The organism is Nocardiopsis sp. NPDC057823, assembly GCF_042797335.1.
GTDB lineage: Bacteria > Actinomycetota > Actinomycetes > Streptosporangiales > Streptosporangiaceae > Nocardiopsis > Nocardiopsis changdeensis.
On the sequence record NZ_JBHVLR010000011.1, the window covers coordinates 56,822 to 71,336 of the forward strand.

The 14,515-nt window shown below is 74.0% G+C and carries 13 protein-coding genes; 10 read left to right on the forward strand and 3 right to left on the reverse strand.

All coding sequences use genetic code 11. The annotated features are described in order from the left end of the window. Positions 1–2 precede the first annotated feature (2 nt). From ACFVNO_RS18605 to ACFVNO_RS18630, 6 genes are all read left to right on the forward strand, one after another. Positions 3–4,991, forward strand: coding sequence for a DNA repair ATPase (locus ACFVNO_RS18605; protein ID WP_378894033.1), 4,989 nt, complete (start codon positions 3–5; stop codon positions 4,989–4,991). Between the two features lie 87 nt (positions 4,992–5,078). Next, positions 5,079–5,501, forward strand: a complete 423-nt coding sequence (locus ACFVNO_RS18610; RefSeq protein WP_378894036.1) for a hypothetical protein — start codon at positions 5,079–5,081, stop codon at positions 5,499–5,501. 59 nt (positions 5,502–5,560) lie between these two features. Next, positions 5,561–5,725 carry a MerR family DNA-binding transcriptional regulator gene (locus tag ACFVNO_RS18615; RefSeq protein WP_378894039.1) on the forward strand — a complete coding sequence of 55 codons (165 nt, stop codon included), beginning with the start codon at positions 5,561–5,563 and terminating at the stop codon, positions 5,723–5,725. Between the two features lie 4 nt (positions 5,726–5,729). Further along, positions 5,730–6,710 carry an arsenic resistance protein gene (locus tag ACFVNO_RS18620; RefSeq protein ID WP_378894042.1) on the forward strand — a complete coding sequence of 327 codons (981 nt, stop codon included), beginning with the start codon at positions 5,730–5,732 and terminating at the stop codon, positions 6,708–6,710. Between the two features lie 138 nt (positions 6,711–6,848). Beyond that, positions 6,849–8,495: a DUF6745 domain-containing protein gene (locus ACFVNO_RS18625; RefSeq protein WP_378894045.1), complete on the forward strand. Its 1,647-nt coding sequence runs from the start codon at positions 6,849–6,851 to the stop codon at positions 8,493–8,495. Between the two features lie 102 nt (positions 8,496–8,597). Next, positions 8,598–9,494 (forward strand): macrolide 2'-phosphotransferase, encoded by an 897-nt coding sequence (locus ACFVNO_RS18630; protein ID WP_378894048.1) that lies wholly within the window; start codon positions 8,598–8,600, stop codon positions 9,492–9,494. 94 nt (positions 9,495–9,588) lie between these two features. Here ACFVNO_RS18630 and ACFVNO_RS18635 read toward each other — a convergent pair whose 3' ends face one another. From ACFVNO_RS18635 to ACFVNO_RS18645, 3 genes are all read right to left on the reverse strand, one after another. Next, positions 9,589–10,044, reverse strand: a complete 456-nt coding sequence (locus tag ACFVNO_RS18635) for a VOC family protein (RefSeq protein WP_378894051.1) — start codon at positions 10,042–10,044, stop codon at positions 9,589–9,591. Between the two features lie 92 nt (positions 10,045–10,136). After that, positions 10,137–11,021 (reverse strand): LysR family transcriptional regulator, encoded by an 885-nt coding sequence (locus ACFVNO_RS18640; RefSeq protein WP_378894054.1) that lies wholly within the window; start codon positions 11,019–11,021, stop codon positions 10,137–10,139. A 185-nt stretch (positions 11,022–11,206) separates the two neighbouring features. Beyond that, positions 11,207–11,992 carry an alpha/beta fold hydrolase gene (locus ACFVNO_RS18645; protein WP_355257607.1) on the reverse strand — a complete coding sequence of 262 codons (786 nt, stop codon included), beginning with the start codon at positions 11,990–11,992 and terminating at the stop codon, positions 11,207–11,209. A gap of 303 nt (positions 11,993–12,295) precedes the next feature. Here ACFVNO_RS18645 and ACFVNO_RS18650 point away from each other — a divergent pair, with 303 nt between their 5' ends. The 4 genes from ACFVNO_RS18650 (at position 12,296) to ACFVNO_RS18665 (ending at position 14,300) form a co-directional block, all read left to right on the forward strand. Next, on the forward strand, positions 12,296–12,841 hold the full coding sequence (locus ACFVNO_RS18650) for a GNAT family N-acetyltransferase (protein WP_378894058.1): 546 nt from the start codon (positions 12,296–12,298) through the stop codon (positions 12,839–12,841). A 179-nt stretch (positions 12,842–13,020) separates the two neighbouring features. Continuing rightward, positions 13,021–13,431 carry a hypothetical protein gene (locus ACFVNO_RS18655; RefSeq protein ID WP_355257613.1) on the forward strand — a complete coding sequence of 137 codons (411 nt, stop codon included), beginning with the start codon at positions 13,021–13,023 and terminating at the stop codon, positions 13,429–13,431. 216 nt (positions 13,432–13,647) lie between these two features. Next, entirely contained in the window at positions 13,648–13,830 is a 183-nt protein-coding gene (locus tag ACFVNO_RS18660; RefSeq protein WP_220564355.1) for a thiazolylpeptide-type bacteriocin, read from the forward strand. A gap of 293 nt (positions 13,831–14,123) precedes the next feature. Beyond that, positions 14,124–14,300, forward strand: a complete 177-nt coding sequence (locus tag ACFVNO_RS18665; protein ID WP_073380607.1) for a thiazolylpeptide-type bacteriocin — start codon at positions 14,124–14,126, stop codon at positions 14,298–14,300. Positions 14,301–14,515 lie beyond the last annotated feature (215 nt).

A 14,515-nucleotide genomic window follows, 5' to 3' on the forward strand; every position in this document is an offset into this window, starting at 1 on the left:
CCGTGACCGAGGCCCCCGAGACCGCAGGCCCCGGGCCGGACACCGTCGACGAGCAGGAGCTGGACGCGGGCACCTACGAGGTGCTCCGCGCCCGGCTCCGCGAGCAGACCGGTGAGCTGGCCCGCCGTACAGAGGAACTGAACACCCGCCGGCTGGAGGTGTTCGGCGGCACCGAGCTGACCCTGCTCGGCACCGAGCGGATCCGCACCGAGCACAACTGCACGCCGCGGGACATCGTCAGCGTGGGCGGCTCCGTCGGGGGCGGCACCGGTGACACCATCCTGTTCGGCTACAACGTCTTCATCGGCATGCAGCGGGAGACGCACGTCTCCGACGTGTTCTCGCTGCACCGCTACGAGCACGACGGCGACGGGTTCTCCTTCGCCGACGCGCCCGCCGGGACTCTTCCGGGTCTGCTGGAGGACGCGCGGTTCCGGCAGGACTTCGGTCAGCTCTACCGCTACTACCGCGACGCCCGCCTCCTCCAGCTGCGCAAGGTCGAGGACCGGCTGCTGGCCGTGTTCCAGATCGGCCCGCAGACGGAGGACGTGCGGGTGCTGCGGTGGACGGTCGCGCCCACCGGCGAGATCGCCTACCTCGACGAGCGCGGCGAACGCGACCACGTCTTCCCGCCCTCGCACGAGTTCTCGTGGGTGGAGGCCACCCGCGAGGACCACGTCCTGGGCCGCCACCCGCACATCTCGATCCTCGACGAGCTGTTCGTGGAGACGGTCGGCGGCGACCTCACCATCAAGATCGAGAACAACACCGAGGTCGGCGAGGGCGTCTACAGCGAGCCCGTGGACGAGGCGCTGCAGAGCCTGGCCGACGCCTCGGTGTTCCACGCCGAGGTGGGGCCGCTCATCCTGCTGCGGATCCGGCCCTACAACGAGACCGTGTGGCGGCACCTGGTCTTCAACCGGCACACCAAGGACGTCCTGCGCCTCGACGGGATCGGGCAGTCCTGCCAGCGCCTTCCCGACGACCAGGGCCTGATCTTCCCCGGCGGCTACTACCTGTCCACCGGCGTGGCGCGGACGTTCGACACCGACGTCACCGACCTGGAGTTCGAGCGGGTGGTGCGCTCGCCCAACGGCGAGGACGTGCTGTACGTCTTCCACTCGCGGGCGGACGGCCGCAGCCTGCTGCTGCCGTACAACACCATCCGCAAGGAGGTCGCCAACCCGATCGTCTGCCACGGGTACTCGCTGTTCGACGACGGCACCATGACGGTGTTCCGGGAGACGTCGGGCGAGCCCACCCGGGTCCACCCCATGCAGGTGTGGCAGACCCCGTTCGTGTCCGACGAGTACGCCGCCGCCCAGCCCGTGGGCAGCGGCCCACTGGAGCGGATCGGCAACGCCGAGCTGGTGCGGGGCGTGTCGGACTGCTTGTCCGTGGCGCGGATGGCCCAGGACATGAGCCCCTCCACCGAGGTGTTCGAGGCGCTCATCGCCGCCTGCCGCCGGGTGTCGGACCGGTTCCACTGGCTGGGCGAGGAGGAGCTGGGCGACCTGGCCGCCCCCCTCGCCCAGGTGCGCGCCACCGCCGAGCGGGTGCTGGAGGAGTTCGAGACCGTCCAGGCGCTCACCGCCCAGGCCGCCGAGGCGCTGGCCGCGGCGCAGGAGAGGGCGACGGCGCTCATCCGCACCTCCCGGGGGGAGGCCCCCCGGTCCGCGGAGGGCTGGATCACCCGGCTCACCGAGCTGCGCCGCGCCCAGGGGCAGGCGGCCACGCTGGGCGAGATGCGCTACGTGGACGCCGACCTGCTCGCCGGGCTGGACCGGTCCCTGGAGGAGGAGATCGGCTCCGTGGGCCGCCGCACCGTGGCGTTCCTGGAGCAGGAGGACGCCTTCGCCGGCTACCACTCCGATGTGGAGCGGCTGGTGGAGGAGGCCGAGACCCTCGAAGCGGTCAGCGCCGCCACCGCCGTGGGCGAGCGGATCGCCGCGCAGACCGAGGGGCTCCAGACGGTCACCGAGGTCATCGGGTCGCTGGAGATCGGCGATGCCCAGGTGCGCACCCGCATCCTGGAGCGGATCAGCGAGGTGCTGGCCGGGATCAACCGGGCCCGCGCCACCCTGGAGGCCCGCCGCAAGGAGCTGCTGGCCCTGGAGGGCCGGGCCGAGTTCGCGGCCGAGTTCGCGCTGCTCGGGCAGGCCGTCACGGGGGCGCTGGCGGCCGCCGACACCCCCGAGCGCTGCGACGAGCAGCTGGGGCGGATCATGCTCCAGCTGGAGAACCTGGAGTCGCGGTTCGCCGAGTTCGAGGACTTCCTCGGGGAGCTCTCGGACAAGCGCGAGGACGTGTACGAGGCGTTCTCCACCCGCAAGCAGTCGCTGGTGGACGAGCGGGCCCGCCGCGCCGACCGGCTGGCGGCCTCCGCCGAACGCGTGCTGGAGGGCGTGCACCGCAGGGTGGCGTCGCTGTCCACCCTGGAGGACGTCAACACCTACTTCGCCTCCGACGCGATGGTGGCGCGGCTGCGCCGCACCGCCGACGAGATGCGCGAACTCGGCGACACCGTGCGCGCCGAGGAGCTCCAGGGCCGCATCCTCGCCGCCCGCCAGGAGGCGGGGCGGTCCCTCCGGGACCGCACCGACCTGTACGACGGCGACACCATCCGGCTGGGCAGGCACCGGTTCGCGATCAACTCCCAGCCGATCGACCTCACCCTCACCCCCTTCCAGGGGGAGATGGCGGTGGCGGTCACCGGCACCGACTTCCGGGAGCCGGTGACCGACCCGGAGTTCGCGCGGACCCGGCACCTGTGGGACCGCCTGCTGGTGTCGGAGAGCCCCGAGGTGTACCGGGCCGAGTACCTGGCCACGTCGATCCTGGCGGCGGCCGAGGAGAGCGCGGACGGGCTGGCCCGGCTGCACGAGGCCGAACTGCACCCCGAGAACGGGTCCTCGCTCCCGGCCCTGGTCCGCGAGGCGGCCGAGTCCCGCTACGACGAGGGCTACGAGCGGGGCGTGCACGACCACGACGCCGCGAAGATCCTGTCGTCCCTGCTGCGCCTGCGCGCCGGCGCCGGGCTGCTGCGCTACCCGGGGCGCACGCGCGCGGTCGCCCAGCTGTTCTGGGCGTTCGGCGCCGACCAGGGCCGGCGGACCTCCTGGGCGACCCGGGCGGCGTCGCTGGCCCGCGCCCGCGCGGTGTTCGGGGCCCGGCGCTCGACCGCCGCCGACGCGCTGCGCACCGAGCTGGCCGGGGCCGTGGACGCGTTCCTCACCGACACGGGGCTGTACCAGGACGCCGACCTGGACCTGGTCGGCGACTACCTGTTCGAGGAGCTGGCCGCCGACGGCCCCGCCGAGCGCGGCTTCGTGTCCGGTTCGGGGGCGCGCACACTGCTGGACCGGTTCTCCCGGGCGCTGGGCAGCACCCGGGAGACCACCCGCAAGTCCTTCGAGGAGGACCTGCGCGGGCTCGGCGACGACCTGGCCGCCCGGCACCAGCTGGTCGGCGCGTGGCTGGAGGCGTACGCGGCCACCCGCGACGACGTCGACCCCGGCGACCTGCCCGAGGCGGCGGCGATCGCGCTCGCCGGGGTGGACCGGTACGAGTCCTCCGCGGCGGTGCACGAGACCGTCACCGGCCTGCTCGGCTCGCACCCCCGGATCCGGGACCGGTCCCTGGACGTGCGGCTCGACGAGATCCTGCCGCGCACCCGCCGGTTCCGGCTGGAGGAGGTGCCCGCCTACCGGGACTTCCAGAAGCGGCGCAACGCCCTGGTGGCCGCCGAGCGCGACCGGCTGCGGCTGGAGGAGTACAAGCCCAAGGTGATGAGCGGGTTCGTCCGCAACCGGCTGCTGGACGAGGCGTACCTGCCGCTGATCGGGGACAACCTCGCCAAGCAGCTGGGCGCCGCGGGCGACGACAAGCGCACCGACCAGAGCGGCCTGCTGCTGCTCATCTCCCCTCCGGGCTACGGCAAGACCACGCTCATGGAGTACGTGGCCAGCCGGCTGGGGCTGGTGTTCGTCAAGGTCAACGGGCCCGCCCTGGGGCACGGGGTCACCTCCCTGGACCCGGCGGAGGCGCCCGACGCCACCTCCCGGCAGGAGGTCGAGAAGATCTCCTTCGCCCTGGAGATGGGCAACAACACGATGCTGTACCTGGACGACATCCAGCACACCAACCCGGAGCTGCTCCAGAAGTTCATCTCGCTGTGCGACGGGCAGCGCAGGATGGAGGGCGTCTGGAACGGGCGGACCCGCACCTACGACCTGCGCGGCAAGCGGTTCGCGGTCTGCATGGCCGGCAACCCGTACACCGAGCAGGGCAAGCGGTTCCGGATCCCGGACATGCTGGCCAACCGCGCCGACGTGTACAACCTGGGCGACGTGCTGTCGGGCAAGGAGGAGCTGTTCTCGCTGAGCTACATCGAGAACGCCCTCACCTCCAACCCGACGCTGGCGCCGCTGTCCACCCGGGACCGGGAGGACGTCTACCGGTTCGTGCGCATGGCGCAGGGGGACGAGTCGGTGACCGTCGACCGGATGAGCCACCCGTACTCGGCGGTCGAGGTCGAGCGGATCGTGTCGGTGCTGCGCAAGCTGCTGCGCGTCCAGGAGGTGGTGCTGGCCAACAACCAGGCGTACATCGCCTCCGCGGCCCAGTCCGAGGACGCCCGCACCGAGCCGCCGTTCCGCCTCCAGGGGTCGTACCGGAACATGAACCGGCTGGCGGAGAAGATCGTGCCGGTGATGAACGACGCCGAGGTGGAGGCCGTCATCGACGACCACTACCTGGGCGAGGCGCAGACGCTGACCTCGGGGGCGGAGGCCAACCTGCTCAAGCTGGCCGAGCTGCGGGGGACCATGACCCCGGAGCAGAAGGCCCGCTGGGCGGAGGTCAAGGCGGCGTTCCGCCGCTCCCGCGCCCTGGGCGGGGCCGAGGACGACCCGGTGACGCGGGCGATCGGCGCGATCGGGCTGCTCGCCGACCGCGTCGGCGAGATCGGCAGCGCCCTGGACCGGGGCTGACCCGGTCCGGGGGACACGGCCGCGGGGCCGGGCACGCGCCCGGCCCCGCGGCGCACCGGGGGAACACGGCGAACGGGGAGGCGGCGCATGAAAGTGGTCGTGGACCGGGACTCCGTGTCGATGGGGGACGACGTGGAACCCCACGCCCGGGTGTGGAAGCTGCCCGACGACACACGGGTGGGCGAGGTGGTCGCCCGCATGGCCGGGGAGTACCTGCCCCGCTCGGGCGGCTGCGCCTGGACCGTGGAGGCCCTGCACGGGGCCGAGGCGGTCCGGGAGGACGGCGCGGTCGTGCTGCTCCGCCGGGGCGGCCGGGCCACGCCCTGCGCGTTCGTCGCGTACCCCGAGGTCGGCGCCCTGGACGCGGTCGTGGCGCCCTCCGCCGAGGTCCGCGCGGTGGTCGTCCCGACGCCGATCGGCGAGTACGCCTTCCACACCCGCCACCACCCCCGCGGCCGCCCGGTCCCCCTCACCGACTACCTCGCCCGCGCGCACGGCCGGACGCCCTGAACGCGTTCCGCGTCCGGCGGCTCGACCTTCGAGTCGGCTCGAAGGCCTACCGTGTGCGCATGGTGTTGATGCGGGTCTCCGAACCGGCCGAACGCTCCGGCGTGGCGGCCACCACCCTCCGCTACTACGGGGAGAGGGGGCTGCTCCCGGCGCAGCGCTCCCCGGCCTGGGAGGCCGCCCGCCTGCTGGGCGCCCTGGGGCCCGGTTCCGCCGAGGAGGGCTGACCCGGTGTCCACGGCCGAACGCCTCCAGAGCCTGTTCGTGGCCCTGGCCGCCCTGGCGGGCCTGGCCGCGGGCCTGCTGCCGCCCGTCGGCCCGGTCGCCGGGCACGCGGTGCTGCCCGCCCTGCTGGTGATGCTCACCGCGGTGTTCGTGCAGATGGACGCCGCCCACGTGGGCGAGGTCCGCCACGCCAAGACCCTGGTCGCCGCCGGTCTGGTGCTCAACTTCGTGTTCACCCCGGCCCTGGCCTGGGCACTGGGCGCGGGCCTGCTGGGCGGCGAGCCGGACCTGCGCATCGGCCTGCTGCTGCTCCTGGTGACCCCGTGCACGGACTGGTACCTGGTCTTCACCGCCATGGCGCGCGGGCACACCGGCATCGCCACGGCCCTGCTGCCGGTCAACCTCGTCCTCCAGCTGCTCCTGCTGCCGGTGTACGTGCTGCTGCTGGGCGGGCGGGCCGCCATGGTCGACGGCGCCACACTGGCCGAGTCGGTCCTGCTCGTCCTCGTGGTCCCGCTGACGCTGGCGATGCTGCTGCGGTGGGCCTCGGCCCGGTTCGGGGGAACCGCCTGGCGCGAGCGCCGCGTCACCGGCCCGGCCTCGCACCTGGTGCTGCCGCTGCTGTACGCGGCCGTGTTCGCGATGTTCGCCTGGCAGTCGCGCACGGTCCTGGAGCACGGCGCCGACCTGCTCGCACTGCTGCCCCCGCTGGTGGTCTTCTTCGTGACGCTGCCGCTGATCGCCACGGGCCTGTCCCGGGTGCTGCGCCTGTCGGCCGACCGGGCGGTCACGCTGACCATGACCGTCACGGCCCGCAACTCGCCCATCGCGCTGGCGATCGCGGTCGCGGCCTTCCCCGAGCGGCCCCTGATCGCGGTCGCCCTGGTGGCCGGCCCGCTGGTGGAGCTGCCGGTGCTGGCCCTGCTCGCCCAGCTGGTGCGCCCCCGCCGCCCGGCCCCTGCCACCCCGGAACCCCACACCCCCTGAGCCCCCCGGGTCCGTCCGCACGACGGTGACCGGCCCGCGCCGGGGGCTTCGGCCGAGGCCGGGGGCGGAGTGGCCGTGTCCGGAACCGGGGGGCGGCACCGCCCGTCACACAGGGCACCGACCATGCGAGGAGTGACCGTGCCCGCGAACGGACTGACCGACGAGCAGCACCGCACCCTGGAGGGGCTGGCCGCGCGGTGGCGGGAGCGCGCGGCCGATCCCGACCCGGACGCGGCGGAACGCGCCGTGGGCGACCTCTACCGGAGCCGGGGGGCGGCACCGCCCGCCGTCGTCCGGTGCGCGTCCCCGCTCGCCGGGCTGCTCGCCGTCCACATCCTCAGGTCCGACGCGGCGCTGCGGGACCGGGCCGGCGCGCCCCTGGCGACCCCGGACCCGCTCACCGACCACGGCCTCCTGCAACGGCTCTGGGAGCCGGACCTGCCGCAGGACCTCGTATCCGGAGCCCTCACGGCCGCGGAGGCGCTGGTCCCGGCCCCGGCCTGGAACTCCTACTGGGTCGGCGAGCAGTTCCGGACCCGGGCGGCCGAGCCCGCCGACCCGGCCCTCTCCGACCGGGTCCTCGCCGACACCCGTGCCGCGCTCTCCCGGGACCTGGGACTCCCCGTCCCCGCCACGGACGGACCGGCGGCCTCCGACGGGCACTGGCGGACGCTCCAGCAGCAGGCCCGGACGCCCGTCGCCCCCGCCCCGGTGCTGGCCTCGCTCCTGCTGCGCGACCTCGCCGCGGACGCCGACGCCGAGGGGCTGGACGCCCTGGCGGCCCTGGCCCCGGCGGTGGGCTGGTGGTGGACGTTCGAGCACGTCGCGGTCCTCACCCCGCCCCCGGTGGAGGTCCACACCGACGCCCGCGGCCGCCTCCACCACCCCCACGGCCCCGCCGTCCGCTTCGGGGACGGCTTCTCGGTGCACGCCTGGCACGCCCACCTCGTCCCGCCGAGCCTCATCTCCCCCGGCTGGTCCGCCGCGGACATCGCCGGCGCCTCCGACGCCGAGATCCAGGCCCGGGCCGACGCGGAGCTCGGCGCCGGGGCCGTGCGCGGCTTCGGCGTGCCCGACCAGCGCAGGTGCGCCGCCGAGCGGCTCGGCTGGGCGCGGATGGCCGCCGACCTCGGCCTGCCCCCCGCCGCGGAGGACTCCGCACACTCCCTGTACGACCTGCCCGAGACCGTGCTCGGCCTCCCCGCGCGCGTCGTCGTGGGCGCCGACGGCACCGCCGGCCTCGTGCCCGCCGACATCGGCGATCCGGCAGCCGCCGCGGGCTGGCTCACCGGCCCCGCCGAGGAACCGGAACTGCTCCGCCGCGCCCGAGAGGACTCCGATACCGAGGACCACCTGGCCGCGTTCGACGTGTACACCGACCTCGACGAGCAGTACGGGGGCGGCGACCCCCACGTCGAGGAGGTCCACCTCATCGGCGGCCGGCGCCTGGAGCCGTTCGCCTACGAGGGGGCGGGCGGCACCTACTTCCTGTGCGGTGAGGGGCCTCGGCGCCCCGTCCTGTACGCCGACTCCGAGGGCGGGTTCCGGGTCCTGGGCCGCGACCTGGTCGAGGCGCTGGAACTCCTCGCCGCCGAGCGGTTCCGCGACCTCGACCCCGACGACCCCGACGAGGACGACCCGCGCCCCGCGGCGAAGGCCCTGGGCCTGGCCCCGCCGGACACCCCCGGGCTCCTGGAGGAGCGCCGGGCCGCCTCCCGGGCGATGTCCGGGGCCCTCACCCTGATCATGACCGCGGAGGGCAACGGCTACGGGTTCCGGGGCTGAGGGCGGGCTCCCCCGGGCACGGGCGTCCCGGCCCGTGGACGGCTGCGCGACCGGGCGGCGCGGACGTGGAAACGGGGTGCGCGCGGATGAGAGCGTGGTCCCATGAGCACGATCGACGATGTCATCGCCCTGGCCGCCGCCCACGGGCTGGAGCTGCGCCCGGAGTCCGCGGACGTGAACGAGGCGGGCCTGGACTACCGGGTCGTGATGGCCGACGACACCGAGGGGCGGCGGTGGGTGCTGCGCGTGCCGCGGCGCGCGGACGTCTCGGCGGGCATGGCCGCGGAGGCCCGCGTCCTGGACCTGGTGGCCCCGGCCCTGGCGGCCGGAGGCGTCGCCGTGCCGGACTGGCAGGTGCGCGGGCCCGACCTGGTCGCCTACCCGGCGCTGCCCGGCTCCCCCGGGCTGACCCTGTCCGGCGGGGAGCCGGAGTGGCACATGGACCCGGCCGACCCCGGCTACGCCGAGCGGCTGGGCCGCCTGCTGGCGCGCCTGCACTCCATCACCCCCGAGCGGGCCGGGGCCGCCGGGGTCGAGGTGCGCACGCCGGCGCAGGTGCGCCGGTCGTGGGCGGAGGACATCGCGCGGGTGCGCGAGGAGTTCACCGTCGCGCCCGCCCTGGCCGGGGCCTGGCAGGACTGGCTCGAGGACGACACCTGCTGGCCCCCGTCCACGGTGATGACGCACGGCGAGATCTACCCCGCCCACGTCCTGTTCGACGGGGACGGCACGATCACCGGCGTCCTGGACTGGACCACGGCCCGCGTGGACGACCCGGCCCGCGACCTGGCCGCCCAGTACGGGGCCGCGGGCGAGGAGATGCTGCGGGCCGCCGTGTCCGCGTACGGGGAGGCGGGCGGCCGCGTCCACCCCGGCCTGGTCGCACAGGCGAGGCACCTGTGGGACGCCTCCCCCATCGGGCACGCCCTGTACGCCCTGACCACGCGCGACGGCGCCGACCTCGCCGCGGCCGCCGCCGCGCTGAACCCCGGAGCCTGACACGCCGCCCGCCCCGCGCCCGCGTGCCGCCCGGGGGATCCCCCGGGCGGCACGGGCGGTCCCCCGGGCGGGTGCCGCAGCGGATCCGGGCGGGTCAGAGGCCCACCGCCGTCGCGGTCTCCGTGAGCTCCCGCGCGCTCATTTCGGCGACGCGGCCGGCGAAGAACCAGGAGTGGCCGAACGGGTCCTCCAGCTCGACCTGGAGGTCGCCGTGGAACTGCATTTCCACCGGCCGGACGATCCGCGCCCCCGAGGCGGCGGCCCGCTCGGCGAGCGCCTCCACGTCCGGCACGAAGACCATCAGGTTGACCGGCGAGCCCCCGAGCGTCCTCGGGCTGCGGAAGTCGTACTCGGGGTACTCGTCGCGCAGCATGAACACCGCCTCGCCGATCCGGAACTCGGCATGGGCCACCTTGCCGCCCTGCCGTGGGATCCGGATCCTCAGCTCCGCGCCGAAGGCCTCCTGGTAGAAGGCGATGGCCGCCTCGGCGTCGTGCACGTTGAGGTAGGGGACGCCGCCCTTGTACTCCTCGGGAACCGGGTTCGTCATGGTTCTTCCCTTCGCCGTTGTCGTGCCTTCATCCTCGGCGGCCCGCCCACCCGCAACAACGACGATCTCCGAAAGGATCGTTGACCCCTGGGTCAGCGATCGGGCTCCGCCCGCAGGTGCTCGACGAACGAGCGCACCCTGCCGGTCCGGGCCGCGGCGGGCCAGACCGGCCCGTACTCGATCGGCGGCAGGTCGACGAAGGGCACGTAGGCGATATCGGGCCGGGCGTGGTAGCGCGTGGCCTGCCTGCCCACCACCGCCATCCCGGCGCCCCCGCTGACCAGCGTCAGCAGCTCCTGCCGCGACGTCAGCGTCCGTGTCCGCCGGATGGGGCGCCCGCTGGGCGCCTGCGCGGGGACGAGCACGTCCAGCAGGTACGCGGGCGCGTCGGCGGGGACGAGGACGGTGTCCCTGGTGAGGTCCTCCACGGTCACGCCGTCCCTTCGCGCGAAGGGGTGCCGGGAGGACACGGCCAGCATGCGGGCGTCGCGCAGCAGCACCGGACCGCTCTCCAGATCGGCCTCGCGTACGGGCAGCTCCGTTATCTGCACGTCCAGTTCGCCGCCGCGCAGCATGCCGAACGCGTCCGACAGGTGCACCTCGCGGATGCGCACCTCGCATTCGGGGTGTTCGGCGCGGAACGCCTCGGAGGCCGCCATGACGGCCTCGCCCACCAGCGGACTGGAGAAGCCGACCCGCAGGGTCCCGGAGAAGCCCCGGCCGGCGGCGACGGCCTTGGCGATGCCCTCCTGGATGCGCTGGTAGCCGGCCTGCACGTCCTCTCGGAGCGCACTGCCGACGGGGGTCAGCGCCACCTGCCGGCTGGTGCGCTGGAAGAGCGTCACACCGAATCGGCGCTCCAGCTTCTTGATCGTCTGGCTGACCCGGGAGCCGCTGACGCCCAGCCGCTCGGCCGTGCGGGCGAAGTGCAGCTCCTCGGCCAGGGTCAGGAAGATCTCGATGTCGCGCCGTTCCATGGCCCACAGGTTAGCGACGCCCGCCGATCGCACCGCCGCCGCGGACCGCTCGGAGGACAGGCGCTCGGACGCACCCGCCCGGGCGGGTCCGGTGCCGGCCCCGCGGCCGGCGCCTTCCCGGCCCGAAGGGCGCTCAACGTTCCGCGCCCCGCCCGGCCGGTCGCCCGCGACCGGCGGGCCGGGGCTCAGCCCAGGACGAAGTGCGTCACGTCCGCGACGAGGCGGTCGGTCTCCTCGTACGGCAGCATGTGGCCGGAGTGCTCGTAGACCCGGAACTGGAAGTCGGGGATCGACACCGCCACCTCCCGGCCCATCTCCGGGGTGTTCAGCCCGTCGCCGCTGCCGGAGACCACCAGGGTCGGGGAGGTGATCCCGCCCAGGCGGGGCCGCAGGTCGAACCCGGCCAGGGACCGTTCCACCGCGGCCTTCTCCTCGGGGGACGCCGGGTCGGAGCCCAGGCTCAGCAGGATCTGCGTGCGCCGGTCGTCCGAGGTGTCCGGCGACCAGAGCGCCCCCGCCATGAACTCCAGGGCGTCCCGGGCCGACGCGCCGGCGAGGTCGAACCCCATGCGCTCGGCGTACGCCGCCGACGACGACGTCAACCCGTGCGCCTTCGGTGCGACCAGCACCAGCTTCGACACCCGCGCGGGTTCCAGGACGGCGGCCTGCGCGGCGACGTACGACCCCATGGAATGGCCCAGAACGGCGGCCGAGCCGTACCCCAACGACGCGATCAGCCCGTTGAGCGCGTGCCCCTGGTCCTCCAGGACGAACTCCTCGGGGTGCGCCGATTCGCCGTGCCCCAGCATGTCGGGCGTGACGACCCGGAAGGATTCCGCCAGGCGTTCCGCCACCGGGGCCAGATCACCCGATTCGCCGTGGAGGCCGTGGACCATGACCAGGGGCGGGGCCGACGGCTCCCCGTACTCCCGGTAGAAGAGTGAGTGGCCGTTGATCTCCGCCGTTGGCATACCCGTGTCCCGTCCTCGCAGCGCCGCCGAGCCGTCCCGGACAGTACACCACGGCGCCCGCGCCGGGAAGCGCGCACGCCATCGCGGTCGACGGCCTGGGAACGCCCCCCGACGGGGCGCCGCCGGAGCGGCCGGCCGCGGGCTGCGGACGCGCCTCCCGCACCCGTGCGGTGGGGCCCGTCCTCCCGTCGCTTTCCTCCCGAAAATCAGGAGGAACCTCTCATATGACCCGCGTAGGGTTGGCCCGGTCCCCCGACCATGCCCGCCCCCTATCACCGCTGACCGTTTCGGACGAGGAGCCCGATGTACAGCACACCCCTCGGAGACGGCGCCGAGCTGCGCCCGCTCGAACCCTGGCACGCCCAGGAGTTCCTGGACCACATCGACCGGGGGCGGGAGTTCATCGGCCGTTACGTCGGCCTGCCCGACCTGGTCACCGACCTGGAGTCGAGCCGCGCCTACCTCCAGCGGTACGCGGACAGGACCGCCGCCGACACCGGGCGCATCTGCGGGATCCGGCTGGACGGGAAGCTCGTCGGCGGCGTGCTGCTGCCGCAGCTGGACACCTCCCAGGGCACCGCCGAGGCCGGCTGCTGGCTGGAGCCCGCCGCCTCCGGCCGCGGGCTCGTGACCCGGGCCGCCCGGGTGCTCATCGGCTGGGCGTTCGAGGAGCGCGGGGTGCACCGCGTCGAGTGGCACGTGGACACCGAGAACACGGCGAGCATCGCGGTGGCGCGCCGCCTGGGCATGACCCGGGAGGGTGTCATGCGCGGCAACTTCCTGTACCGGGGCAGCCGCCGCGACACCGAGATCTGGTCGGTCCTCGCCCCGGAGTGGAAGAACGCCTGATCCCCAGGATGCACGCCCCGGCGCCCCCGGGCGCCGGGCAGCACTCCCCGGGCACCCGCCTCGGCTCACGCCCCCGGCCGCACCCCGCACACCGGGCGCCGGACACGGCACCCCCGGCGTACACCCCGGGTGCCGGGTACGGCCTTCTGATCCGGGGGTCCGGCGCCTAGCATGGGGCCATGGCCATCAACGGTTCCTCCGTTCGGCGGCCCGGACCCCCCGGCCCGGACCCGGCCTGGGCGTGGATCGGCCCGGCCCTGGCCGGCCTGGTCTCCCTGGCGACCCTGGGCCTGATCTCCCCCCTCCTGCTCTGGTACGCCTTCCTCCGGCTGCGGAACCCGGTCTCGTTCCTGTGCGCGCTGGCCTCCTCGGCGCTGCTGGTGGCCCTCGCCCTCCTCGAGGGGACGGACGACCTCAACCTGCCGGTCGTCCTCGCCCTGTGGCTGGGCGGGTCCGCCGCCGTCCTCCGCCTCTTCCGCGCCCTGGCGGCGCGCCCGCCGACCGGCCCGGACCGGCGGCACGGCGACCGGGGCGCGGGCCCGGCGGCGCCCGGAGCCGTGCGCCCGGATCCCGCCGAACACCGCCGCTGAGCACCGCGGACCCCACCGGAAACAATCCTTGGAATTCCAGACCTTTCGGGACCCCATACCGAACCGCCCTCCCGGGCGTTTTCCATTGTTACGGGAACGCGAACCCGAGGACACGCTACGGAGAATGGTCGATACGGCCCCTATCCGCTTTCCGCGACGCATGTTATTTTCGTGCCGCCCGGGGGACCGCGCACGAAACGAACGAAGGGGCTCACCATGCCCGAATCCACGGCTCTGGACATCGACCTGCCCGAGCTGAACTTCGACGATATGGAGGTCATGAGCGTCCGCGAGGCCGTCGCCGTCCCCGAGACCGGCGCGACCAGCGGCTCCAGCAGCTGCACCTCCACCTCCTGCTGCGGCTCCAGCAGCTGCTGCTCCGGCGGTTCCTGCGGCTGACCCCGCCCACCGCCGACATGCCGGGACCGGGTCCCGGTGTGTGACCGACGGATCGCGCTCCACGTGCGGAGCGACCTTTCCACATCCCCCGTTCCACGACTCCCAAACCCCCCGTCGAGCATTCACGCTGCACAAGCGATAAACCCGTTGACCGTTTTCGGCCACCCCCTTGCCCGGGGACGGTCTCTCCGCAAGGAAAGACCCACCGACCCGATAGGGAAAAGCCGCGTCCGGTCGACCGGTCAAAGCGTGGACGAACGGGTGACGTTTTCTCTTCCACGAAAGGTTCCCCCATGCAGGACTCCCCCTCCATCGAACTGCCCGACCTCGACTTCTCCGACATGGAGGTCATGAGCGTCCGCGAGGCCGTCGCCGTCCCCGAGACCGGCGCGACCAGCGGCTCCAGCAGCTGCACCTCCACCTCGTGCTGCGGTTCCAGCAGCTGCTGCTCCTCGGGTTCGTGCGGCTGATCCGGCCCTGAACCGGATCGGCCATCCGGTCCCGATCCGGATCGGTCATCCGGATCTGAAGCGGATCGGCTATCCGATCTGGAACCGGATCGGCCATCCGGCTCCTATCCGGACGGGCCATCCGGCTCTGAAGCGGATCGGCCATCCGAGGCCGATACGGATCGGGTGTCCGGTTTCCAACCGGATCGACCATCCGCTTCCGACCCGGCGCTGAC